The 20,778-nt window shown below is 60.1% G+C and carries 25 protein-coding genes; 8 read left to right on the top strand and 17 right to left on the bottom strand.

The features are described from left to right. Positions 1-13 precede the first annotated feature (13 nt). Both AC3WTM_RS17750 and AC3WTM_RS17745 read right to left on the bottom strand, forming a co-directional pair. Complete coding sequence (locus AC3WTM_RS17750; RefSeq protein WP_102672548.1) at positions 14-1,303, bottom strand: NAD(P)/FAD-dependent oxidoreductase; 1,290 nt, start codon at positions 1,301-1,303, stop codon at positions 14-16. A 138-nt stretch (positions 1,304-1,441) separates the two neighbouring features. After that, positions 1,442-2,644 carry an NAD(P)/FAD-dependent oxidoreductase gene (locus tag AC3WTM_RS17745; RefSeq protein ID WP_102672549.1) on the bottom strand — a complete coding sequence of 401 codons (1,203 nt, stop codon included), beginning with the start codon at positions 2,642-2,644 and terminating at the stop codon, positions 1,442-1,444. 313 nt (positions 2,645-2,957) lie between these two features. Between AC3WTM_RS17745 and AC3WTM_RS17740 the strand changes: the two genes are divergently transcribed. Next, positions 2,958-3,518: an RrF2 family transcriptional regulator gene (locus AC3WTM_RS17740; RefSeq protein ID WP_102672550.1), complete on the top strand. Its 561-nt coding sequence runs from the start codon at positions 2,958-2,960 to the stop codon at positions 3,516-3,518. Positions 3,519-3,612: 94 nt separating this feature from the next. Here the strand turns inward: AC3WTM_RS17740 and AC3WTM_RS17735 are convergent, their stop codons facing one another. After that, positions 3,613-3,948, bottom strand: coding sequence for a hypothetical protein (locus AC3WTM_RS17735; protein WP_102672551.1), 336 nt, complete (start codon positions 3,946-3,948; stop codon positions 3,613-3,615). Between the two features lie 380 nt (positions 3,949-4,328). On the opposite strand from AC3WTM_RS17735, the gene AC3WTM_RS17730 reads away from it, so the two are divergent. Both AC3WTM_RS17730 and osmE read left to right on the top strand, forming a co-directional pair. After that, positions 4,329-4,568, top strand: coding sequence for a hypothetical protein (locus AC3WTM_RS17730; protein ID WP_008053783.1), 240 nt, complete (start codon positions 4,329-4,331; stop codon positions 4,566-4,568). A 13-nt stretch (positions 4,569-4,581) separates the two neighbouring features. Continuing rightward, a complete protein-coding gene (gene osmE, locus AC3WTM_RS17725; protein ID WP_102672552.1) occupies positions 4,582-4,932 on the top strand; it encodes an osmotically-inducible lipoprotein OsmE in 351 nt (116 codons plus the stop codon). 125 nt (positions 4,933-5,057) lie between these two features. Here osmE and AC3WTM_RS17720 read toward each other — a convergent pair whose 3' ends face one another. After that, a complete protein-coding gene (locus AC3WTM_RS17720; protein WP_102672553.1) occupies positions 5,058-5,246 on the bottom strand; it encodes a DUF2188 domain-containing protein in 189 nt (62 codons plus the stop codon). 217 nt (positions 5,247-5,463) lie between these two features. On the opposite strand from AC3WTM_RS17720, the gene AC3WTM_RS17715 reads away from it, so the two are divergent. After that, positions 5,464-5,826 carry an NUDIX hydrolase gene (locus tag AC3WTM_RS17715; RefSeq protein ID WP_102672554.1) on the top strand — a complete coding sequence of 121 codons (363 nt, stop codon included), beginning with the start codon at positions 5,464-5,466 and terminating at the stop codon, positions 5,824-5,826. A 3-nt stretch (positions 5,827-5,829) separates the two neighbouring features. Here the strand turns inward: AC3WTM_RS17715 and AC3WTM_RS17710 are convergent, their stop codons facing one another. From AC3WTM_RS17710 to AC3WTM_RS17670, 9 genes are all read right to left on the bottom strand, one after another. After that, positions 5,830-6,528 carry an alpha/beta hydrolase gene (locus tag AC3WTM_RS17710; RefSeq protein ID WP_102672555.1) on the bottom strand — a complete coding sequence of 233 codons (699 nt, stop codon included), beginning with the start codon at positions 6,526-6,528 and terminating at the stop codon, positions 5,830-5,832. A gap of 42 nt (positions 6,529-6,570) precedes the next feature. Beyond that, entirely contained in the window at positions 6,571-7,344 is a 774-nt protein-coding gene (locus AC3WTM_RS17705; RefSeq protein ID WP_090454739.1) for a 1,6-dihydroxycyclohexa-2,4-diene-1-carboxylate dehydrogenase, read from the bottom strand. Between the two features lie 157 nt (positions 7,345-7,501). Continuing rightward, a complete protein-coding gene (gene benC, locus AC3WTM_RS17700) occupies positions 7,502-8,515 on the bottom strand; it encodes a benzoate 1,2-dioxygenase electron transfer component BenC (protein WP_102672556.1) in 1,014 nt (337 codons plus the stop codon). Between the two features lie 10 nt (positions 8,516-8,525). Next, the gene (gene benB, locus AC3WTM_RS17695; protein ID WP_102672557.1) at positions 8,526-9,014 is read right to left on the bottom strand and encodes a benzoate 1,2-dioxygenase small subunit; all 489 of its coding nucleotides are present in this window, start codon (positions 9,012-9,014) and stop codon (positions 8,526-8,528) included. Next, complete coding sequence (gene benA / locus AC3WTM_RS17690) at positions 9,011-10,375, bottom strand: benzoate 1,2-dioxygenase large subunit (RefSeq protein ID WP_057715469.1); 1,365 nt, start codon at positions 10,373-10,375, stop codon at positions 9,011-9,013. Before benA ends, benB begins: the two co-directional genes overlap by 4 nt. A gap of 268 nt (positions 10,376-10,643) precedes the next feature. Further along, positions 10,644-11,603, bottom strand: a complete 960-nt coding sequence (locus AC3WTM_RS17685; RefSeq protein WP_057715470.1) for an AraC family transcriptional regulator — start codon at positions 11,601-11,603, stop codon at positions 10,644-10,646. Positions 11,604-11,814: 211 nt separating this feature from the next. Next, the gene (catA, locus tag AC3WTM_RS17680; RefSeq protein ID WP_102672559.1) at positions 11,815-12,744 is read right to left on the bottom strand and encodes a catechol 1,2-dioxygenase; all 930 of its coding nucleotides are present in this window, start codon (positions 12,742-12,744) and stop codon (positions 11,815-11,817) included. A gap of 53 nt (positions 12,745-12,797) precedes the next feature. Then, positions 12,798-13,088 carry a muconolactone Delta-isomerase gene (gene catC, locus AC3WTM_RS17675; protein ID WP_008053771.1) on the bottom strand — a complete coding sequence of 97 codons (291 nt, stop codon included), beginning with the start codon at positions 13,086-13,088 and terminating at the stop codon, positions 12,798-12,800. A 10-nt stretch (positions 13,089-13,098) separates the two neighbouring features. Next, positions 13,099-14,238, bottom strand: a complete 1,140-nt coding sequence (locus AC3WTM_RS17670) for a muconate cycloisomerase family protein (RefSeq protein ID WP_173677976.1) — start codon at positions 14,236-14,238, stop codon at positions 13,099-13,101. Positions 14,239-14,362: 124 nt separating this feature from the next. On the opposite strand from AC3WTM_RS17670, the gene AC3WTM_RS17665 reads away from it, so the two are divergent. Continuing rightward, entirely contained in the window at positions 14,363-15,247 is an 885-nt protein-coding gene (locus AC3WTM_RS17665; RefSeq protein ID WP_102672561.1) for a LysR family transcriptional regulator, read from the top strand. An 84-nt stretch (positions 15,248-15,331) separates the two neighbouring features. Here AC3WTM_RS17665 and AC3WTM_RS17660 read toward each other — a convergent pair whose 3' ends face one another. Continuing rightward, positions 15,332-16,231: a polysaccharide deacetylase family protein gene (locus AC3WTM_RS17660; RefSeq protein WP_102672562.1), complete on the bottom strand. Its 900-nt coding sequence runs from the start codon at positions 16,229-16,231 to the stop codon at positions 15,332-15,334. Positions 16,232-16,438: 207 nt separating this feature from the next. Between AC3WTM_RS17660 and AC3WTM_RS17655 the strand changes: the two genes are divergently transcribed. Continuing rightward, positions 16,439-17,119 (top strand): SOS response-associated peptidase family protein, encoded by a 681-nt coding sequence (locus AC3WTM_RS17655; RefSeq protein ID WP_090454732.1) that lies wholly within the window; start codon positions 16,439-16,441, stop codon positions 17,117-17,119. A gap of 159 nt (positions 17,120-17,278) precedes the next feature. Here AC3WTM_RS17655 and AC3WTM_RS17650 read toward each other — a convergent pair whose 3' ends face one another. The 3 genes from AC3WTM_RS17650 to AC3WTM_RS17640 all read right to left on the bottom strand — a co-directional run bounded on the left by AC3WTM_RS17650 (position 17,279) and on the right by AC3WTM_RS17640 (position 18,499). After that, positions 17,279-17,425, bottom strand: a complete 147-nt coding sequence (locus AC3WTM_RS17650; protein ID WP_167362858.1) for a hypothetical protein — start codon at positions 17,423-17,425, stop codon at positions 17,279-17,281. Positions 17,426-17,489: 64 nt separating this feature from the next. Continuing rightward, on the bottom strand, positions 17,490-17,801 hold the full coding sequence (locus AC3WTM_RS17645; RefSeq protein ID WP_167362889.1) for an AzlD domain-containing protein: 312 nt from the start codon (positions 17,799-17,801) through the stop codon (positions 17,490-17,492). Further along, positions 17,801-18,499 (bottom strand): AzlC family ABC transporter permease, encoded by a 699-nt coding sequence (locus tag AC3WTM_RS17640; protein ID WP_056723529.1) that lies wholly within the window; start codon positions 18,497-18,499, stop codon positions 17,801-17,803. Before AC3WTM_RS17640 ends, AC3WTM_RS17645 begins: the two co-directional genes overlap by 1 nt. 166 nt (positions 18,500-18,665) lie before the next feature. Between AC3WTM_RS17640 and AC3WTM_RS17635 the strand changes: the two genes are divergently transcribed. Both AC3WTM_RS17635 and dapA read left to right on the top strand, forming a co-directional pair. Further along, complete coding sequence (locus AC3WTM_RS17635; RefSeq protein ID WP_090457832.1) at positions 18,666-19,601, top strand: sensor domain-containing diguanylate cyclase; 936 nt, start codon at positions 18,666-18,668, stop codon at positions 19,599-19,601. A 285-nt stretch (positions 19,602-19,886) separates the two neighbouring features. Next, positions 19,887-20,762 (top strand): 4-hydroxy-tetrahydrodipicolinate synthase, encoded by an 876-nt coding sequence (dapA, locus tag AC3WTM_RS17630; protein WP_102672563.1) that lies wholly within the window; start codon positions 19,887-19,889, stop codon positions 20,760-20,762. The last annotated feature ends 16 nt before the right edge of the window (positions 20,763-20,778 follow it).

The following is a 20,778-nucleotide window of genomic DNA, read 5'->3' as shown; positions in this document are numbered from 1 at the left end:
AGAAAGTGTCGCTTCAAATGCTGTCGCGCAGTCGATACCAGGCCTTGCCGATGGCTTCCAGCGGCGCGGCCAGGTATTTGCCGCCGGGAAAACTGCCGTTGTTCAGGCCCTGGTACAGGGACAGCTCGTCGGGCTGACCGAGTACCGCCTCGGACACCGCCCGCGCCGCGGCCAGAGTCGGCAGCACGCCATGCCCGGAATACCCCTGCATCCAGTACAGATCGCCCCGCCGTCCGATATCCGGTGTGCGCTTGAGGGTCAGGTCGATGTGGCCGCCCCAGGCAAACTCCAGATCGACGCCGGTGAGTTGCGGGAAAACGCGCTCCAGGAACGGCCGGGTCGCGGCAGCGATGTCCTTGGGCATGCCGCCCAGGTAAGTGCAACCGCCGCCGAACAGCAGGCGGTTATCCGGGGTGCGGCGGAAATAATCGAGTACGAACTGGTTGTCAGTCACGCACACATTGCTCGGCAACAGCGCGGTGGCTAGCTCCTTCGTCAGCGGCGCGGTCGCGACCTGATAGGTCCCGACCGGCAACACGCAACTGGCCAGTTGCGGGTCGAGTCGATCGAGGTAAGCGTTGCACGCCAGCACCAGCACATCGGCGCGAATACAACCGCGCTCGGTGGTTACCACAAACCCGTCGCCTTCCTCGCCATAGCTCAACGCCTTGCTTTGCTCGTGGATGCGGCCACCGGCCCGCTCGATCGCATCCGCAAGGCCCAGGGCCAGTTTCAGCGGATTCAAATGCCCGCCCTCGGGATCGAACAGGCCAGCCTGATAACGCTCGCTGGCAACCCACTGCGGCAAATCGCTGCGCTCGATAAATTGCAGTTTGTCGTGGCCCCATTTGCGGCTCGCCTCGTGTTGCCACTCGGTCAGCAGACCTACCCGACGCGGCATCACCGAGGTCCAGAGATGGCCGGCGCGGTAGTCGCAATCGAACTCATGGCGGCCGGGCAAGTCACGCAGCTCGCGCGCGGCCCAGCGCATGCCGTCCCACAAGCGCCGCGCCCGTTCGTAACCCAGCGCCGCTTCCAGCGGTGGCATGTCGCACGACCAGCCGAGAATTGCCTGGCCGCCATTACGCCCGGACGCGGCCCACGCCACCCGGCTGGCTTCGAGCAAAGTCACGCGCTTGCCGGCCAGCGCCAGACGCAAAGCCGTGTGCAATCCACTGAACCCGGCCCCGATGATCAGCACTTCGGTGTCTTGTTCACCTTCCAGTACGGCTCGATCGACCAGACGATCGGCGCAGGTATGGGCGTAGTAACTGGCGACATGCCGGGTGGATTGCTGAAACATACGGCCTCGTGAAATTTTGTATTTTTAATTTCATGAAAAAATACACGGTAAATTTCACACAAGCAATCAACGCGTAAAAAATCCCGCTCAAGCGAACCCGAGCGGGATGTTTTTACTCAGACGTGATGTTCGAATCAATCAGGCCACGGGAATCATCGGATCCGCCGAAGCCAGCGCCGAGGCGCGATCAGCCGCCGGTGGGTAGATCCACTGGGTGTTGATCTGAGTCTTCAGTGCCTTGGCTTCGTGCTTGACCAACTTGACCTGACGATCCCAACCCTCGGTGTACACCGCGCCCCAGGCCCCCAGGTCGAGGCAGGTCACGTATTTCGGCTGGCTGTACGGCGTCGGGTCGACACCGAGAAGCTGCGCGGCGACATTGTTGCCGGCATGGCGGCCCAGCGAAATAGCATGCTGACAGGTCATCAAGGCGTAGTTGCCGATCTCGTCACTGGCCGCATAGGCGACGTCGCCGGTAGCGAAAATGTCGTTCTGGCCAATGACTTTCAGGTGCGCATCGACATGCAGACGGCCCAGGTGATCACGTTCGGCGGGAATCTGCTCGGTCAGGGAGCTGGCGCGAACGCCGGTGGTCCAGACCACGGTTTTTGCATCGATGCGCGCCCCGTCGGACAGGGTGACACCGTCGGCATCGACCGACACAACCGAAGCTTTCAAGTGCCATTGCACGCCGGTCGCCAAACTGGCCTCGACGATCGATTCGGCGATTTGCTCACCCATTGAGCCGCCCACTTTATCGCCGCGGTCCACGATGATCACATTGATGTCGGCACGGTCGCCGAAGATGGCCCGCAGGCGAGTCGGCATTTCAGTCGCCGTTTCGATCCCGGTGAAACCGCCACCGGCCACCACCACCGTGTTGCGCGCCTTGCTTTCGGGCTGGCTGGCCAGCGCCTTGAGGTGGTTTTCCAGGCGAACGGCCTGCTCGATCTGATCGACGTCGAAGGCATGTTCGGCCACGCCCGGAGTGCTCGACGAAGCCAGACGACTGCCGGTAGCCAGAACGAGTTTGTCGTAGCTGCAGACTTGTCGGGCCCCTGTGGCATCGACATAGCCGACCTGCTTTTGCTCGACATTGATGGTCTGCGCCGCGCCCTTGATGAACTTGACCCCTACAGCATCAAACAGATCGCCAATCGGCGCAGCCAGTTGATGGGCATTCGGTTCGTAGAAGCGCGGACGCACGCGGAGTTCGGCCTGGGGCGCCAGCACGGTCACTTCAACATCGTTGTGGCCGTGAATGTCGAACAGGCGCGTTGCACTCAATGCGGTCCACATGCCACCGAAACCTGCGCCGATCACCAGAATGTGCTGTTTCATTTTTTGACTCCTGAGGGGAATGACCAAGTGTTGAAAATCGTTGAGCGGTTTAAGGACCGACGCGGGCTTGTACCCAGATAAGCGCCTGCCACTGCGACCGAATAACTACGACTGTATTGATCCTAGTTAAGTCCTGCAACAGGTTTTTATCGCCAGCTGCCACCGAAAAACGTGCCCCATGACCTGAGCCCCCTGTATTCAGCGCATTACAGGAGTGTTTTGCTGTCATGAAAAAAGATCCAACGAGAAGGGATTCGTTGCCTTGCTTGCTGTCGGCTGCTAGAATTTGCGACTAATTCAGTCGGAGATTTGTATGTCTCTTTACAGCGCGGGTGTCGAATATGGCATCCACTGCCTGCTTTTTCTGGTGGGTAATGGCGACGACTCGCGCGAAGCGAGCGTGCGCGACCTTGCCGATCTGCAAGGCGTCCCTCAGGACTATCTGGCGAAAATCTTCACCAAGCTGGCCAAGGCCAAACTGGTGGTCGCCACCGAAGGCGTACGCGGAGGCTTCAAGCTGGCCCGGCCCGCTGACGAAATCACCTTGCTGGATATCGTCAATGCCATCGACGGCCGCAAGTCGATTTTCGATTGTCGGGAGATCCGTGGTCGTTGCGCCGTGTTTGACGGTGCCCCGCCTGAGTGGGCACTGGAGGGTCTGTGCGCGATCAATGGCGCGATGATGGTTGCGCAAAAACGCATGGAAGAGGCCCTCGCGCAACAAACCATCCTCGACATTGCCAGGAAATTCGGGCGCAAGGCCCCGCCAGAGTTCGTCGTCAAAGTGGAAAGCTGGATGAACGAGCGCCGGGAACGCAAAAGTGCCGCCCAGGCCAGTGAGCAAATCATCCCGTCGACCAACCTTTCAGACTGATCCACACAAAAAAAACCGGATGCGCACCAGGCATCCGGTTTTTTTCTGGATTCAGGCGAACATCGGTCGCTGACCGATTTTCGGTCTCCCGCGCTTACAAACAGTCGCGCACGATTTTGCGCAGGTCGCCGGACTTGGCCCAAGGTGGCCCCTGATACAGCGAGACCCGGCTGCCTTCCTTGTACTTCACGATATCCAGCACTTCGTCGGCCGTGATCACGCTGGGCGCGGTGATGCGGAATCCGTTGGATATCGAAACCTGAGTCGTATTCGATACTTCCTTTTGCCAAGCAGGCAACACGCACGCCGCATACTCTTTTGGCGTCTTCTCGCTGTACTTGCTGACATTCGGCTCACCCGGTACCAACGAAGCCGGCAACGAGCACCCGCCCAGCAATGCCAACACGACTCCCCCCATCAACATCCGCATGCTGTTTCCTTTAATTTGAAATAAGAAAATGTAGCTCGCCGTTGTCCCTACAGCTATCCCCAACGATTCAGCGACTGTCATTGATATCGCTTGCCTCGGTTAGTTCCTTGAATTCAGATAATCCATCCATCTTTCGCAGACGTCTTGGTTGGTCGCTGCCTCCAGGTCAACGATCAATTTCTGGGCCATGGCCCTGAAATCATCGGTTGTGGTCTTTTTACGTCGCCCCCGCGGTAACAATCGGCACTTGAGTAGGACAGCTTATTTTTTCGTTCGCTGTAGTTTTCCCGACCAAAGGAAAACTGCAGATTCAGACGAACACAACATACGGCGCGGTAAACAGGTCTAAAATTTTGGTGTGCAGTGTTCAGGAGGTCATCATGTGGCTTAACGAATCGGAACAGGAACTTCGGCGCGACCTACAAGGGCTTGCGTCAGATTTACGCTGGTCGGCCGTCGAGCTGTTGCGCATCGAGCAGCAATTGCGCCTGCTCGGAAGCGAAGTCGACGCGCAAGCCGTTCAAAGACTGTGTTCTTTATTTCAGGGTGATGAAGAAAAACTGTCCGGCTACGCCGAGGAAGTGAAGGCCAAGGTCATTAGCCGCAACAAGGCTCAATAGCGGTAGCGCGACCATGAACAGACCTCTATTCACGCTGGTCGTAGCACTGACCGCGCTGGCAGGCTGCAGCACCAACTCGATCTACAAGGATCAGCCGCTGGTCGCGAAAGTCGACACCGGCATGACCCAGGAGCAAGTCCGACAAATCGGCGGCCAGCCGCTGGCGGTCAGCGATCGTAGCGTCGAACCCGGTACGTGCTTTGACTACAAACTGACTCATGCCGACCATCAGCAGCCGTACAACGTCAGTTTCGATGGCCGCGGCATGGTCGACCACAAGAGCTTCATGACCTGCGCGGAGTGGAGCAACACGCAGCAAAAGGCCCGGGAACCCTCCCGCCCCAGCGGAGGCGGCGGCTACTAGCGCCCTTAAGGGTTTTTCAGGAGAGCGAGCTGGCTCGCGATGGACTCAAGCGCGCCGGGTTTAGCCAGGAAACACGCGTTATCGTTAGCGACCATCGCGAGCAAGCTCGCTCCTACAGGGGGGCTTCATTTTCCCGCTGGCCTGGCAGCACGTGCCCTGTAGCCGGGCAGCGATGCGGCATATGCCAGCGCTTCCTCCCGACTGGCAAACGAGCCAAGCCGGTCACCCTGGGTACATACCCGCCAGGGGCCGTTGTTCACGCTGAGTACGTCATAACCATTCATGTGCATCTTGTTCAACATCGGAACGCTCATAGTCACCTCCTCTCGGGCAGCGATCTCAGGTTGACTTGCCTACCTTACACCCACCCTTGTCCAAAATACCGACCAGACGTCGCCATGGAAATTCCCGAAATCGATTGCACTTTTCCTCGCATTGCCCCCTCGAATTACTCGTAAAGTGCTCAATCGACCCTGGCCCGACTGCTGCATTTCAATGCCTGCTCCATCTCAACAGGCCATTAGGTAATCAATGAAAGTACGCGCAACGATCATCTGCGAGCAGGAACGGCATGTACTGCTGGTACGCAAGCGAGGAGGACGCTGGACGCTGCCCGGCGGCAAGCTCGAACGGGGTGAAAGCGCAGCCGATGCCGCCGTTCGCGAGCTGCTGGAGGAAACCGGCCTGCGGGTCGACGAGTTGATATACGTGCTGGAACTGGAATCGGGCGGCACCCGACACCACGTATTCGAGGTGTCGGTGCTGAATCTGGAGCAATTGCGACCGCTGAACGAAATCACCGATTGCATCTGGCACCCGCTTGATGCGCTACACAACCTGAACATCAGCGACGCCATGCGCAGTATTGTCGGCACCTTTGTGCGCCGCTTGTAGGCTCTAGCCTTTGGCCAACGCCGTCGCAGCCCTGTCGATCAAGGCCGCCACTTCGGCGGGCATCGACGCCAATGACGCGTGGCTGGCATTCAAGGTCAGGATCTCCCGGGCGTTGAGTCGCGCGGCCATCCATTGCTGGTTCTGTGGCGAGATCATCCGGTCTGCGGTCGAAATCTGATACCACGATGGCTTTTTCTTCCAGGCCACCGTTCCAATAGTGTCACCGAAGGTACTCGCCAGCGGCGCTTTCTGGGTGATACCCATGACCAACCCTTCGGTCGCCGGCAGGTCCTGACAGAAGCTTTCGTGGTAGAGCTCAGGCTTGACCCACAGGTATCCGTCGCTGTCGGGAGCCAGGTTGGCCGCCGCCGCTGGCAGATGCCTTTGCGTGATGCCACCGGGGCTTTCACCGGCGTCCGGTGCGAATGCGGCGATGTACACCAGGCCCACCACATTCGGCAAATCACCCGCTTCGGTGATCACCGCGCCGCCATAGGAATGCCCCACCAGCAGCACCGGACCGGGCACCTGTGCGACCATCATGCGCGTACGCTCGGCATCATCAGCCAGCGAAGTCAGCGGCAATTCGACGGCACGAATGCGTGTGTCACCCCGGCTGACCAATTTAACGATGACCTTGTTCCAGTGGGCAGCGCCGCCCCAAAAACCATGGACCAGCACGATCGTGGGTTTATCACTCATCACCATGACTCCGTTTGCCGATGGGGTTGTCTGTCGTTCGCCTCAGCCCTGATCGCCGCCGCCCACGGGCATGACCATACCGGTGATATAGGACGCGTCGTCGCTGGCCAGAAACAGAATAGCCCCCGCCTGCTCATCCAGGGTGCCGTAGCGTTTCATCAGACTGCTGTCGAGGGTCTGGTCGACGATCTGCTGGTACCAGAGTTTTTCCTGCTCACTCTGCTCGGCACCATTGCGGGGTATGCGTCGCGGCGGCGCTTCGGTGCCACCAGGCGCCGTGGCATTGACTCGCACGCCGCGACCGGCGGTTTCGAACGCCAGACAAGCGGTCAAGGCATTGACCCCGCCCTTTGCCGCACCGTAGGGCACGCGGTTGAGGCTGCGGGTGGCGATGGAGGAAACGTTGACGATCGCACCGCTGCCCTGCTGCAACATGAACGGCAGCGCGGCATGGCAACACCACAAGGTCGGGAACAGCGAACGGCGAACCTCAGCCTCGATCTGTGACGCTTCATAGTGCTCGAACGGCTTGGCCCAGATCGTCCCGCCGACGTTATTGACCAGCACATCGAGGCGACTGAAGCGCTCGACGGCGGTTTGCATCACCCGACTGCATTCCTCGTATTGCTCAAGGTCGGCGGTCAGGGCCAGTACCTGAGTGGTTGGCGCCAACTGTTGCTGGACTTCGAACACCAGGTCGGAGCGATCCACCAGGATCAGCTTCGCCCCTTCGGCGGCCATACGCTCGGCCACCCGCCGCCCGATACCTTGGGCTGCGCCGGTGATCAGCGCGACTTTTTCGTGAAATCTGTTCATGTGTACCTCATGAAGAAGGTTGCCGTTCAACTGTGGGAGCGAGCTTGCTCGCGAAGAGGTCCTTCCAGTCGACATATCTGGTGACTGCCAGACCGCTATCGCGAGCAAGCTCGCTCCCACAGGGGGTCTTTACCAAGCAAGGGAAATCGCCTGCGACTCAAGCCGCGCTGGCAGCAAATTTTTCGTAGTAGAAATTCGCCGGCTTGATGCCTTGCTCGCCAATGTACCGGCTGACGGCCTCGACCATCGGCGGCGGGCCGCACAGGTAGACGTCGACGTCGCCATCGTTCAAATGCCTGGGCTCGATGTGCTGGGTCACGTAGCCCTTGAGCGGGTGTTGGCTCTCGGGGCTGGCGACGCAGGCGCTGAAGGTGAAGTTGGGGATGCGCGCGGCAAAGGCTTCGAGGCGGTCGAGTTCCACCAGGTCGAAATCGTGGGTCACGCCGTAGATCAGATGCAGCGGGTGATCGCTGCCCTGCTCGGCGATCTTCTCCAGCATCGCGGTGAACGGCGCCAGCCCGGTACCACCAGCGAGCAGCAACAACGGCCGACGGACGTCGCGCAGGTAGAAGCTGCCCAAAGGACCGGCCAGGCTCATGCAATCACCGGCCTTGGCCATGCCGGTGAGGAAGCTGCTCATCAGGCCACCCGGCACGTTGCGGATCAGGAAACTGACCTCACCGTCGCGCTGCAACGAGCTGAACGAATAGGCGCGGGTCTGCTCGCTGCCGGGAATCCCCAGGTTCACATACTGGCCTGGCAGGAACGCCAGCTTGCTCAAGGACTCGCCCTTGATCGACAACGCGATGGTGCTGTCGGACAACTGGCGCACCGCGCTGATGGTCGCGTCGTAGCTGGCCTGGCGGGTGCGGCAAACTTCCGATGACGTCGGCACCCGCACCACGCAATCGCTCTTGGCGCGCATCTGGCAGGTCAGGACAAAGCCCTGCGCGGCCTCTTCGGGGCTGAGGGCGTCTTCGATGTACTCCTCGCCCAGATCGTAGCTGCCGGCTTCGGCAAAACACTTGCAGGTGCCGCAAGCACCGTCGCGGCAGTCCAGCGGGATGTTGATGCCCTGGCGGTACGCGGCATCAGCCACGGTTTCGCCGACGTTGGCGTCGATGAACCGGGTGACGCCGTCTTCAAAATTGAACGCAATGGAATGGGTCATGACGGCAGTCTCACAAGTGGTAGACATCGATGACCTGGCGAACGTAATCGTTCTTCAGAATCACTTTCTTGGCCAGGATCAGCGGGTTTTCACCGCGCACGTCGAGGGTGTAGAAACTGCTGCCGAAATAGCTGTCGACCGTCTTGTAGCGAAAACTCAGGGTGTGCCAGTTGAAGCGCACCTTGCACAGTCCGTCGGCCTGTTCGAGCAGCTCGATGTTGCTGATGTTGTGGGAGGTGCGGGTGTCCGGCACGCTGGCGCTGGAGCGCTCGGTCTTGATGCGGAAGACGCGGTCTTCAAGGCCCGTGCGGTTGCCGTACCAGATCAGCGAGATTTCCCGCTGCGGGTCTTCGGTCAATTCGTCGTTATCGTCCCAGGACGGCATCCAGAATGTCGCGTCGGGGGCGTACAGCTCCAGCCACTCGTCCCACTGACGATCATCGAGGTAGCGCGCTTCGCGGTAGAGAAAGTCGCGCACGGCATCGTAAGAAATGGTCATTGCACGTCCTCCACGGCGATCAGCTTCGACTGTTCGGCAGCCAATGCCTTGAGCATGGTCTGCTGCCAGTACTTGTGTTGCAGCACGAACAGGCCTTCGTCCTCGGTGCGCACGCCGCTGAGCAGCGGATGCAGGTCGATTTCTTTTGCAGCCTCGTCAGCACCTTCAATCCAGTGCTCGGCGCCACGGGACATGTCGTTCCAGGTGGTGACGCTGCCCTGGTAGCTGGTCTGACAGGAGCGGAACTCTTCCAGATCGTCGGGCGTGGCCATGCCGCTGACGTTGAAGAAATCCTCGTACTGGCGAATCCGGCTGGAGCGGGCGTGGTCGCTCTCGCCTTTGGGGGCGATGCAGTAGATGGTGATTTCCGTGCGGTTGACCGAGATCGGCCGGGCAATGCGGATCTGCGAGCTGAACTGGTCCATCAGGTACACGTTCGGGTACAGGCACAGGTTGCGCGAGTTCTCGATCATCCAGTCGGCGCGGGCCTTGCCGAAGTCTTGCGCCAGCTCATCGCGGCGCTCGTACAGTGGACGGTCCTCGGGGTTGGCCCAACGGGTCCAGAGCAGCATGTGGCCCTTGTCGAAGGAATAGAAACCACCGCCCTGCTTGGCCCAGCTGCCGGCGCTCATGGTAGGGTTGGTGTCGCCGGCTTCGCGCTGCTTGCGCTGGTTCTGGGTGGCCGCGTAGTTCCAGTGCACGGAGCTGACGTGGTAGCCATCGGCGCCGTTCTCGGCGGTGAGTTTCCAGTTGCCTTCGTAGATGTAGCTGGAGGAGCCACGCAGCACCTCCAGGCCATCGGCGGACTGGTCGACGATCATGTCGATAATCTTCGCCGACTCGCCCAGGTGTTCGACCAGTGGCAGTACATCAGCTTTCAGGCTGCCGAACAGGAAGCCGCGATAGGACTCGAACCGCGCAACCTTGGTCAGGTCGTGGGAACCTTCGCAGTTGAAGCTCGACGGGTAGCCGGCGTTGGCCGGGTCTTTGACCTTGAGCAGCTTGCCGGAGTTGTTGAAGGTCCAGCCGTGGAACGGGCAGGTGTAGGAGCTCTTGTTGCCGGATTTGTGCCGGCACAGGGTCGCGCCGCGATGGCTGCAGGCGTTGATAAAGGCATTGAGCACACCGTCCTTGTTGCGCGCGATGAAGATCGACTGGCGCCCCATGGTCGTGGTGTAGAAATCGTTGATGTTGGGAATCTGGCTTTCGTGGGCCAGATACAGCCAGTTGCCTTCGAAGATGTGTTCCATCTCCAGATCGAACAACCGGGGGTCGGTGAACATCTCGCGCTTGCAGCGATAGAGGCCTTGCTCGGGATCGTCTTCAAGCAGGGAATGCAAATATTCGGGTCGCAGGGTCATGGCCGCCGCCTCCATTGTTATTGTTCAGGCAGGGGTCATGCTAGGACGGGGGGTCAGGCTGGAATATCCGCGCAGTGCAGACGTTTATCCGTTTTGTGCAATGTGTTTTTTGTAGGAGCGAGCTTGCTCGCGAAAAACCTGAGAGCACTGCGGGGTGTCAGGTTCCACGCGTCATCGTTGACATCCATCGCGAGCAGGCTCGCTCCTACAGTAGATCGGGTACATCCGCGAGCGACTGGTCGACTACAAGGCCGCCATTTTCAGCGCCTCAATGCCGACGCTTGAGGGTATCGGACGGCAATTCGCCGAACTGCTTGCGGTAGCTGTCGGAGAACCGGCCCAGGTGCAGGAAGCCGTAATCCATCGCCACTTCGGTGACGTTGCGCACGTTGCAGGTTGGATCGCTCAGGCAAGCGTTGATGCGTTCCAGGCGTTTCTGGCGTAGATAATTTTTCGGCGTGAGGCCGGCATTTCGCTCGAACAATCCGTACAACGAACGCAGGCTCATGTGAGCCTGGCGCGCCAGCTCTTCGCTGTCGATGTCCTGTTTGAGGTTATTGGCGATGTAGTCGGCAATCGCCTCGAACGTGGCCGTCTGCGAGCCCAGTTCGAGGCGGCTGACGTTGGTTTTCATCAAGCTGAGCATCTTGCTGACGATGATCTGCGTGTAATGCTCCTGAACCCTGGGGATCTGCTCGGTGGATTCGGCCTCCTGGCAGATCATCGCCAACAGGTTGACGAAGCCTTCCAGTTCATCGAGCTGATAACGGTTTTCCAGAAACCGCACGCCCTGCCCCGGATAGCGCCAGCGCTGCTCATCGCAGACCGATTCAAACAAGCGGGTCGGGACTTTGAGGATGAATTTTTCGCAATCGGCGGAGTACGTCAGGTCCACCGGATCGTCAGGATTGATCAGCAGCAATTCGCCGGGAGCGAAGTAATGCTCCTGGCCGTGGCCACGCCACAGGCAATTGCCGCGCAGCAGCACTTGCAGGTGATAGATGCTGTCCAGCGCACCGGACGTCACCCGCACACTGGCACCGTAGCTGATGCGGCACAGGTCGAGGCTGGCGAACTTGCGATGGTCAAGGCTGGCCAGCGGGCTGCCGGCACGGGGCATGAGAATGCAGTGATTACCGACGTGCTGATTGACGTAGCCCGACACCGCATAGGGGTCGGCATGGTCGAATACTCTGCTGCGCTGACTCAACAGTTGAGCTTGCATCATCGGATCACTCTCGTTGTTGTTATTGGTCGCGTCGGGCCATTCTAGAACACTGCATCAGTCCCTTGAGATTTTCCAGACAGTTAGCCGAAACCCTTGTGGGAGCGAGCTTGCTCGCGATGACGGAGTGCCAGTCAACAGGGATGTTGAATGTAAAACCGCTATCGCGAGCAAGCTCGCTCCCACAGAGTGGTGATCCCACAGGGTCGTGCTATCAGTCTTCCAGTGCGCGAACCCGCTCGTGGCGCTGCTGTTCTTCAGGCTGGGCCGACGACTGCAGGGTGAAATCGAAGTCGATTTCAGCAAAGCGACCGCTCACACCATGGGCCGCCGCGCGCTGCTGATCGTCGCTAAAGGTGATTTTGGCGATCAGTTCGTCACGGGTGGCGTAGGCGAAATCGTCGTGCAGGTATTGATCGCCGTCAAGGTTGATCTGGGTGGTCAGGTGGCGATGATCCGGCGCGGAAATGAAGAAGTGCACGTGCGCCGGACGCTGGCCATGACGACCCAGTTGATCGAGCAGTTGCTGGGTCGGACCGTCCGGTGGGCAGCCATAGCCCGACGGCACGATACTGCGGAAACGATAGCGGCCTTCAGCGTCGGTCACGATACGTCGACGCAGGTTGAATTCCGATTGCGTGGTGTCGAAGTACGAGTAGGTGCCACCGGTATTGGCGTGCCAGACATCCACCACGGCGCCGGCCAGAGGTTCGCCAGCGGTGTTGAACACGCGGCCTTGCATGAACAGGGTCACACCCGGATCGACGCCGTCGTCCAGACGCGCTTCGCCAACCGACAGCGGCGCACCCGCCACGTACAGCGGGCCTTCGATGGTGCGCGGCGTGCCACCGGATTTGCCGGCCTGCTCGTCTTCGGCGTCCATCAGCAGGTCGAGGTAGTGCTCCAGACCGAGACCGGCCACCACCAGCCCGGCTTCCTGGCGAGCGCCCAGCACGTTGAGGTAGTTGACGGCTTTCCAGAACTCTTCCGGGGTCACGGCCAAGTCTTCGATGATGTTCACCGAATCACGCAGGATGCGGTACACCAGCGCTTTGGTCCGTGGGTTGCCGGCGTCGTTGAGCAGGCCGCTGGCCTCTTCGAGAAATTTCTGGACTTCGGCAGTGTGGGAAATCTTGACGTTCATTTTGTATGGTTCCTCATCTTGTAATTATTAGCGTAGCGCTGAACAGGCTGGGCTCAGCGGTCATCGTCACGGATGGAAGAAGGATGCCGGCACATCGCGTCGATTTCGATTGCCATGTACGGGAACAGCGGTAATTGCATCAGCAGGTCATGCAATTCTTGAACGCTGTCGACATCGAACACGCTGTAGTTGGCGTAGTGCCCGGCGATGCGCCACAGGTGGCGCCACTTGCCCTGCTCTTGCAGGCGCTGGGCCAGGGCTTTCTCGTCGGCCTTGAGTTTGGCTGCCGCTTCGGGATTCATGTCGACCGGCAGATTCACGGTCATTTTTACGTGGAACAGCATAATGCTCTCCTCAGGCTTGATGAATGGTCTTGTCGCGGCGGAAGAACGCCAGGCGCTCTTCATCCAGGCTCAGGCCCAGGCCCGGCGTTTTCGGCACGTGCAGTTCAAAATCGCGATACACCAGCGGTTCGCTGAGAATGTCTTCGGTCAGCAGCAACGGGCCGAACAGTTCGGTGTCCCACGCCAGCTTGTTCAGGGTGACGAAGGCATGGGCCGAGGCCATGGTGCCCAGGCCACCTTCAAGCATGGTGCCGCCGTACAGGGCAATACCGGCCGCTTCAGCGATCGAGGCGGTGCGCAATACGGCACGTGGGCCACCATTCTTGGCAATTTTCAGGGCGAACACCGAAGCTGCGCCTTCGCGGGCCAGGTTGAACGCATCTTCCACGCATTCGATGGATTCGTCGGCCATGATCGGCGCCGGGCTCATCGCGTTGAGGCGAGCCATGCCGGCGCGGTTGTTACGCGAGATCGGCTGTTCGATCAGGTCGATGCCGTTGGTGCCGAGGATCCGGCAGGCCCGCAGCGCCACCGCTTCGTCCCAGGCCTGATTGACGTCGACCCGCACGCTGGCGCGGTCGCCCAGGGCCTTCTTGATAGCGATGACGTGGGCCAGGTCACGGTTGACCTCCCCGGCGCCGATCTTCAGTTTGAAGATGCGGTGGCGACGCAGGTCGAGCATTTTTTCCGCTTCGGCAATGTCCTTCTCGGTGTCGCCGCTGGCCAGGGTCCAGGCCACGGGCAGCGCATCGCGAACACGACCGCCGAGCAATTCGCTGACCGGCAGGCCGAGGCGTTTGCCCAGAGCATCGAGCAGTGCGGTTTCAATACCGGATTTGGCGAAAGTGTTGCCGCGAATGCTGCGCTCCAGGCGCAACATGGCCGCGTTGACGTTGTTGCAGTCCTGGCCGATCAACAGTGGCGCGAAGTGCGTATCGATATTGGTCTTGATGCTGTCCGGGCTTTCATTGCCGTAGGCCAGGCCACCGATGGTGGTGGATTCGCCGATGCCTTCGATGCCGTCGGCGCAACGCACGCGAATGATCACCAGGGTCTGGTTCTGCATGGTGTGCATCGCCAGCTTGTGCGGGCGGATGGTCGGCAGATCGACGATGATCGTCTCGATCGACTCAATGGCGGTTGCTAGCATTTCGATACCCGTCAGGTTCTTGAAGTTCTGAGTCGGATTCTCATACGGCTTTTTCCGGGCGGCCAATATAGAATTGGTCTGGCTTGATACCTTTAAGGTATTCAATTGAAAATCCGGAGGCCCCATGGAACTGCGTCACCTGCGTTACTTTCAGGTGCTGGCTCAAACCCTCAACTTCACTCGCGCCGCCGAGCGCCTGCACATTGCCCAACCGCCGTTGAGCCGGCAGATCCAGCAACTGGAGGACGAATTGGGGGTGATGCTGCTGGAGCGCGGCCGACCGCTGAAGTTGACCGACGCCGGGCGGTTCTTCCACGAGCACTCCACCGCCCTGCTCGAACAACTGAACAAGGTCTGCGACAACACCCGGCGCATCGGGTTGGGTGAAAAAACCTGGCTGGGTATCGGCTTTGCGCCGTCGACACTGTATGGCGTGCTGCCGGAACTGATCCGCCGGTTACGCAGTGGCGAGCCGCTGGAGCTGGAGCTGGGGCTTTCTGAAATGACCACCCTGCAACAGGTGCAGGCGTTGAAGGCCGGGCGCATCGACATCGGTTTCGGTCGAATCCGTATCGACGACCCGGCCATCGTCCAGACCGTGCTCACCGAAGACCGCCTTGTCGCCGCCCTGCCCGCCGGGCATCCGTTGCTCGCAGGGCCCATCAGCTTGCGGGAACTGGCCAAGGAACCCTTTGTGCTGTACCCCGGCAATCCAAGGCCGAGTTACGCCGACCATGTGATTGCCCTGTTCGAGTCCTACGGCGTGAGCATCCACGTCGCGCAATGGACCAACGAACTGCAAACGGCGATCGGGTTGGTGGGGGCAGGAATCGGCGTCACACTGGTACCGGCCTCGGTGCAGTTGCTGCACCGCGACGACATCGGCTTCACCCCGCTGCTGGAAGACAATGCCACCTCGCCGATCATTCTCAGCCGACGAGTGGGCGATGTATCGCCGGGGTTGAACCATTGTTTGCGGATGATTGATGAGCTGCTGCCAGCGACTTGAGGCAATGAATACCTGTGCTGAGGGAGCTTGTCAGAAAGCCGCACCGCCCCGTTGGGCTGCATAGCGGCCCTATCTTCAGGTTTTCTAACGGGTGTTCCCACCCCAAATCCAGTTCCAGAACCCCGGCAATTCGACTGGCTGCGAACCGTCACGCACGGTGCGCGCCATGGCCGCCCGCTGTAACGCAGCCTGATCGTCGTAAAACGGCTTGTCGGCGGTTTTCACCCCGGTCTCCCGGGCGCTGTCGAGCAGAATCTGCAGGTATTCGCGGGTATGCCGGGCGGTATAGCGGTTGAGGTCGTGGAAGGTCACCACCACCGGAATCACGCCATCGACCACCGGCAACTCGCCGCGGGCAATGCGCTCGCGAACTTCGGACATCGAGCGCAGCATGTGCGACCGGCGCCGGGGGCTGGCGTTGAAGCCCCAGATCTTGCCGTCATTGGCGCTCAAGTCGGTGAGCAGTACATGCAGGCCATGCCGCTGATAAGCGGCGAAGGTGCGTTTGTCGTAGTTCCAGAATGGCGGGCGCAACAGGGTTGGCGCAGCGCCGGTAATCGCAGCGATGTCGGCGCTTCCATCGATGAGGGCCTGCTCCAACACGGGTGGGTCAAGGGAACGATGATTGGTGTGCCGGGGTGTTGCCGTGTGAAAGCCCAGGATATGACCTTCGGCATGTTCACGACGCATGATGTCCCGGCCCAATTCGCTGCCACCGGCTCGCGGAGCGCGGGTTTGCACGAAGAACACGGCCTTGATGTCCGATTGCAGCGGGTTTTGCGCCAGGCTCTCCAATACAGTGACGGTCGGATTCCACCAGCTCGATGCACTGGGGCCGTCATCGAAGGTCAGCAGAAACCGGATGGGGGGTTGCGCCTGCAAACGCTGCTCGGTCCGCGGAGTCATTTCGATGGGTGCGGCGATACAGCCGAACAAACCCACTGCCAGGGCGCACACCGTTAAACACTTGAACAATCGTTTCATCTTTTGCCTTGGGCCAGACCATCACGGTCGATACTTCAATGGGCAAGGATCCTTCGCCCGCTCATCCGTTGTTGGCCCGCATCGAGACGACGGGCCGAGGTTGGATAGGGTACACAGGGTTTGGTTCCGGTGCTTGCCAGGCCCGTTTCGCCACGAGCAACTAAACTCAAAGCTTCGGGAGGAGCGTCTTAACCGGAGTGTCAGGCCATGTGCGGACGACTGTCGCAATACCGTGGAATCCACGACTTCGTAGCGGTGCTGAGCATCCCCGACGCGCTGATCAATCGCGTCGGCAACGAACCCCTGGGGCACTATAACGCCGCCCCCACCACGCAACTGGCCCTGCTGCACCTGGAGAACGAGCGGCTGCACGCCGACGCCGTGCGTTGGGGTTGGCGACCGCACTGGGCGACGGATCGCGTGGAGCCGGTCAATGCCCGGGTCGAGAAAGTCGCCCACGGCCCGTACTTTCGGGCGATCTGGCCCCATCGCGCGATCTGCCCGATTGATAACTGGTTCGAATGGGTCGACACCGGCGAGGCCAACAAACAACCGTGGCTGATTCGACGACGGGATCGCGCCCCGGTTTTCTGCGCGGCCATCGGCCAGTACCCCATCGGTGGAGCGCCCCACAGGGAGCACGACGGATTCGTCATTCTGACGGCCGACAGCGCGGGCGGCATGCTTGACGTGCATGACCGCCGACCGGTGGTGTTCTCGCCCGAACTGGCGCGGGAATGGCTGGACCCGGCCACGCCCAAGGAGCGAGCCGAGGAAATGGCGTTATCCCAGGGCGAGGCCAGCGATGTATTCGAGTGGTACAAGGTCGACAGGGCCGTTGGCAATGTCAGGAACCAGGGCGCCACGCTGATCAAGGAAGTCCCATGAACTGATCAACAGCTGTAGGAGCGAGCTTGCTCGCGATGGACTCAAGAGCGCCGCGTTTAGCCAGTAAACACGCGTAATCGTTAACGACCATCGCGAGCAAGCTCGCTCCTACAGCAGCATTACGCTCAATGGCGGGGCTTCGTTGTATTCCCGTGCTGCTCAGAACTTGCGGTCAGGCTCTGACAGCTCCTTGCCGTCGTCAGGATGCTTCCAGTCCGGTACCGAACGTTTCTGCTGCTCAATCTCTTCTTCCGTGGGTTCGTCCTCATCTTCTTCCGGGTCCGGTTGCTTGGGTTCATTGGCCATGTTCACCTCTCTTCCTGAAGGGATCGGTCATCAACTTAAGCTTAGATCAGTTCCCCTGCCCCGCTCAGAGCCACCAGCGCAGCAAAAAGAAGAAGCCCATGCTCAACAGCATGCTGAGCAACGTATTGCGCGTGTAGAGCACCAGCCCGACCGCCACCAGCGAGCTGATCAGATAGGGATTGTCCCAGTGCAGATTCAGCTGTTTTTCCGGCATGAACACAATCGGCCCGCAGATGGCGGTCAACATGCCCGGTACGGCAAACCCGAGGAACTGCCGGGCATTGCTGCTCAAGCGTAGCGGCAGTCGCGGTTCCAGAAAAACATAGCGGTTGAGGAACACCAACACGCCCATTCCGATAATCACCGCCCAGACCATCATATGCGTCCACCGTAGAATTTATTGCAGACAAACCCGGCGGTCATGCCCGCCAACCCCGACAGCACCAGCGCCGAGCCCCATTGCCAGTAGCTGAACAGCACCGAGCAGAACAGCGACACCGCCACGCACACCACGGTCGGCACATTGCGCACCACCGGGGTGATCAGGGCAATGAAGGTCGCAGCGATGGAGAAATCCAGGCCCAGGTGTTCAAGGCCGGGAATGCTGCTGCCGAGCACAATGCCCGCCAGGGTGAACAGGTTCCAGGCGATGTAGAACGTCAGGCCCACGCCCAGGGCGTACCAACGGTTGAACTGCTGTTTGTCGTGCTGGCTGGTCAGTGCGAACAACTCATCGGTGAGCAAAAACCCCAGGCCCGCGCGCCAACGCCCCGGCAATGGCGAAATCACCGAACGCATGCTCATCCCGTAGAGCAAATGCTGGGAGGTCAGCAGCAGTGTGGTCAGCAAGATCGAAAAAATCCCGGCACCGCCCTTGAGCATGCCGATGGCCACCAGTTGCGCGGCACCGGCAAACACAATGCTCGACAGACCCTGGCCTTGCAGGGGCGTGAGGTTGGCTTCGATGGCCATGGAACCGGCCAGCAAGCCCCAGGGCGCGGTGGCCAGGGACAACGGCATGATCGCCGCTGCGCCGCGCAAAAAGGCACTGCGCGGCATGATTGAATTGGACATAACGTTCTACAGACAGGGATAGACCCCAGACTGTGCCAGCAGTCGCTGCCGAAGGCTTGAACAATCTTGCTCACTGATACGCAGCGTGCCATTCATCGGCTGCCCGCTTGATTCGGCAAAGTGGTAGCAACATGATGGCCTGCATTTTCATCGAGGCAGGCCCTTCATGAGTTCAGTGGAAACCGACAGCGACGTTTATAAAACCCTGCTTGAGTCGACCCGGGCGATTCCCTGGCGCATCGACTGGAAAACCATGACGTTCAGCTACATCGGGCCACAGATCGAAGAATTGCTGGGCTGGAAACAGCACAGCTGGGCGTCGGTCAATGACTGGGTCGAGCGCATGCATCCGGATGACCGCGACTACGTGATGGACTTCTGCGTCTCGCAATCGCGCGCCGGTATCGATCACGAGGCCGACTATCGCGCACTCACCGAAAGCGGTGAGTACGTGTGGATCCGCGATGTGGTGCATGTGGTGCGCAAGGACGGCGAAGTCGAGGCGCTGGTAGGTTTCATGTTCGATATCAGCGAGCGCAAGAAAACCGAAGAGCACCTGATCCGCCTGCAAAAGCAGCTTGAAGAGTATTCCTTCCAGGACGGCCTGACCGGCATCGCCAACCGGCGCATGTTCGACACCGTGCTGGAGCGCGAGTGGAACAATGCCCAGCGCACCGGCTTGCCGTTGTCGGTGATCGTGCTGGATATCGACTACTTCAAGCAGTACAACGACCATTACGGCCACATCAAGGGCGACGAATGCCTGCGCCGCGTTGCGCAAACCTTGTCCCTTGCGGCGAACCGGCCACGGGATTTCATTGCGCGGATCGGCGGTGAAGAGTTTGTCTGGCTGCTGCCGGAAACCGATGCCGAGTCAGCGCGTCTGGTGGCCCACAAGTGCCTGCACCTGATTCGTCAGCAGCAGATCCCCCATGAATTCTCGAACGTGTCGAAGCTGCTGAGTATCAGCCTCGGCGTCGGCACCACCCTGGCGTCGATGCACGCGACGGCCCTGGAATTCGTCGAACAGGTCGATCATCTGCTGTACAAGGCCAAGCACAATGGCCGAATGCGCGCCGAGTACGCCGATTTTCGTGATTGACAAACGGCGCGCCGGCTTTTAAAACTGAGCGCCTCACTCAGGGTGTAAGCAAGTATGTCCGCAACCTTCAATCTCGACTCTTCCGTCATTGGCTTGATTGCCAAGGCGCAAGGTTGCGTTGCGCACGCCCTCAAATCGAAGAAACAGTCGCTCATGTGACCGGGGCGCGCTGTCCCGTCAGATGAGCTGACAGGACATTGAGCGCGACGGACCACCCTCCCCTTGCTTACTCTCCTTCCATGCCCCTGACGGTGACGAAATCGGTCAACCATCAGGAGAAAGTGCATGTCAGCGTTTCAAGGTATCTGGGTTCCACTGGTCACACCGTTCCACAACGGCGCCATCGATTTTGTCGGCTTGCGCCGGCTGGTCAGCCATCTGCTGGAAAAAGGTGTCGACGGACTCATCGTTTGCGGCACCACCGGCGAACCGGCCGCGATGGGCAAGCATGAGCAACTGGCGGTGCTCGATGCGGTGCTGGAACTGGTGCCGGCGCAACAGGTGGTCATGGGCCTGGCCGGTAACAACCTGACCGAGTTGTTGCAGTTCCAGAGCGAGATCCTCAAGCGCCCGGTGGCTGGCCTGCTGGTGCCGGCACCGTATTACATCCGCCCTTCCCAGGCCGGCCTCGAAGCGTTTTTCCGCACGGTCGCCGATGCCTCCAGCGTACCGCTGATTCTCTACGACATCCCATACCGTACCGGCGTGGCCTTCGAACAGGCGACCCTGCTCAACATCGTCGCCCACGAGCGGATCGTCGCCATCAAGGATTGCGGCGGTAATTTTTCCAACACCCTCGCCTTGCTCAACAGCGGCCTTGTCGACGTGCTGTGCGGCGAAGACAACCAGATCTTCAATGCCCTGTGCCTGGGCGCCAAAGGTGCGATTGCCGCGTCGGCGCATGTCCATCCCGAACTGTTCGTACAATTACACCGACAGATCCGCGCCAACCAATTGGCCGAGGGCCGCGCCACGTTTTTCCGTTTGCTGCCACTGATCAGCAGCCTGTTCCTGGAGCCCAACCCGGCCCCGGTGAAAACCGCGCTGGCCCTGCAAGGCTTGATCGGTGATGAACTGCGCGCGCCCATGCAACGCAGCAGTGAACCGATGACCGAGCGTTTGAAGGGTGTGCTCAGCGCATTGGGCCGCGACAATCGATAGAGCACCGGCCTGCGGC

It is taken from the genome of Pseudomonas sp. EU05-FHT14B02, assembly GCF_058791055.1.
This window is presented reverse-complemented; position numbering and strand designations above follow the sequence as displayed.

What these genes read in the sequence shown, in the direction of transcription:
- AC3WTM_RS17740 (WP_102672550.1), top strand. Translation starts at nt 2,958, where the DNA reads ATGTCTCTTTACAGCGCGGGTGTCGAATATGGCATCCACTGCCTGCTT.
- AC3WTM_RS17665 (WP_102672561.1), top strand. Translation starts at nt 14,363, where the DNA reads ATGGAACTGCGTCACCTGCGTTACTTTCAGGTGCTGGCTCAAACCCTC.
- AC3WTM_RS17735 (WP_102672551.1), bottom strand. Translation starts at nt 3,948, where the DNA reads ATGCGGATGTTGATGGGGGGAGTCGTGTTGGCATTGCTGGGCGGGTGC.
- AC3WTM_RS17645 (WP_167362889.1), bottom strand. Translation starts at nt 17,801, where the DNA reads ATGGTCTGGGCGGTGATTATCGGAATGGGCGTGTTGGTGTTCCTCAAC.
- AC3WTM_RS17640 (WP_056723529.1), bottom strand. Translation starts at nt 18,499, where the DNA reads ATGTCCAATTCAATCATGCCGCGCAGTGCCTTTTTGCGCGGCGCAGCG.
- AC3WTM_RS17745 (WP_102672549.1), bottom strand. Translation starts at nt 2,644, where the DNA reads ATGAAACAGCACATTCTGGTGATCGGCGCAGGTTTCGGTGGCATGTGG.
- AC3WTM_RS17710 (WP_102672555.1), bottom strand. Translation starts at nt 6,528, where the DNA reads ATGAGTGATAAACCCACGATCGTGCTGGTCCATGGTTTTTGGGGCGGC.
- benB (WP_102672557.1), bottom strand. Translation starts at nt 9,014, where the DNA reads ATGACCATTTCTTACGATGCCGTGCGCGACTTTCTCTACCGCGAAGCG.
- AC3WTM_RS17705 (WP_090454739.1), bottom strand. Translation starts at nt 7,344, where the DNA reads ATGAACAGATTTCACGAAAAAGTCGCGCTGATCACCGGCGCAGCCCAA.
- AC3WTM_RS17715 (WP_102672554.1), top strand. Translation starts at nt 5,464, where the DNA reads ATGAAAGTACGCGCAACGATCATCTGCGAGCAGGAACGGCATGTACTG.
- AC3WTM_RS17660 (WP_102672562.1), bottom strand. Translation starts at nt 16,231, where the DNA reads ATGAAACGATTGTTCAAGTGTTTAACGGTGTGCGCCCTGGCAGTGGGT.
- benA (WP_057715469.1), bottom strand. Translation starts at nt 10,375, where the DNA reads ATGACCCTGCGACCCGAATATTTGCATTCCCTGCTTGAAGACGATCCC.
- AC3WTM_RS17655 (WP_090454732.1), top strand. Translation starts at nt 16,439, where the DNA reads ATGTGCGGACGACTGTCGCAATACCGTGGAATCCACGACTTCGTAGCG.
- AC3WTM_RS17730 (WP_008053783.1), top strand. Translation starts at nt 4,329, where the DNA reads ATGTGGCTTAACGAATCGGAACAGGAACTTCGGCGCGACCTACAAGGG.
- AC3WTM_RS17685 (WP_057715470.1), bottom strand. Translation starts at nt 11,603, where the DNA reads ATGATGCAAGCTCAACTGTTGAGTCAGCGCAGCAGAGTATTCGACCAT.
- catC (WP_008053771.1), bottom strand. Translation starts at nt 13,088, where the DNA reads ATGCTGTTCCACGTAAAAATGACCGTGAATCTGCCGGTCGACATGAAT.
- osmE (WP_102672552.1), top strand. Translation starts at nt 4,582, where the DNA reads ATGAACAGACCTCTATTCACGCTGGTCGTAGCACTGACCGCGCTGGCA.
- catA (WP_102672559.1), bottom strand. Translation starts at nt 12,744, where the DNA reads ATGAACGTCAAGATTTCCCACACTGCCGAAGTCCAGAAATTTCTCGAA.
- AC3WTM_RS17635 (WP_090457832.1), top strand. Translation starts at nt 18,666, where the DNA reads ATGAGTTCAGTGGAAACCGACAGCGACGTTTATAAAACCCTGCTTGAG.
- AC3WTM_RS17670 (WP_173677976.1), bottom strand. Translation starts at nt 14,238, where the DNA reads ATGCTAGCAACCGCCATTGAGTCGATCGAGACGATCATCGTCGATCTG.
- AC3WTM_RS17750 (WP_102672548.1), bottom strand. Translation starts at nt 1,303, where the DNA reads ATGTTTCAGCAATCCACCCGGCATGTCGCCAGTTACTACGCCCATACC.
- AC3WTM_RS17650 (WP_167362858.1), bottom strand. Translation starts at nt 17,425, where the DNA reads ATGGCCAATGAACCCAAGCAACCGGACCCGGAAGAAGATGAGGACGAA.
- AC3WTM_RS17720 (WP_102672553.1), bottom strand. Translation starts at nt 5,246, where the DNA reads ATGAGCGTTCCGATGTTGAACAAGATGCACATGAATGGTTATGACGTA.
- benC (WP_102672556.1), bottom strand. Translation starts at nt 8,515, where the DNA reads ATGACCCATTCCATTGCGTTCAATTTTGAAGACGGCGTCACCCGGTTC.
- dapA (WP_102672563.1), top strand. Translation starts at nt 19,887, where the DNA reads ATGTCAGCGTTTCAAGGTATCTGGGTTCCACTGGTCACACCGTTCCAC.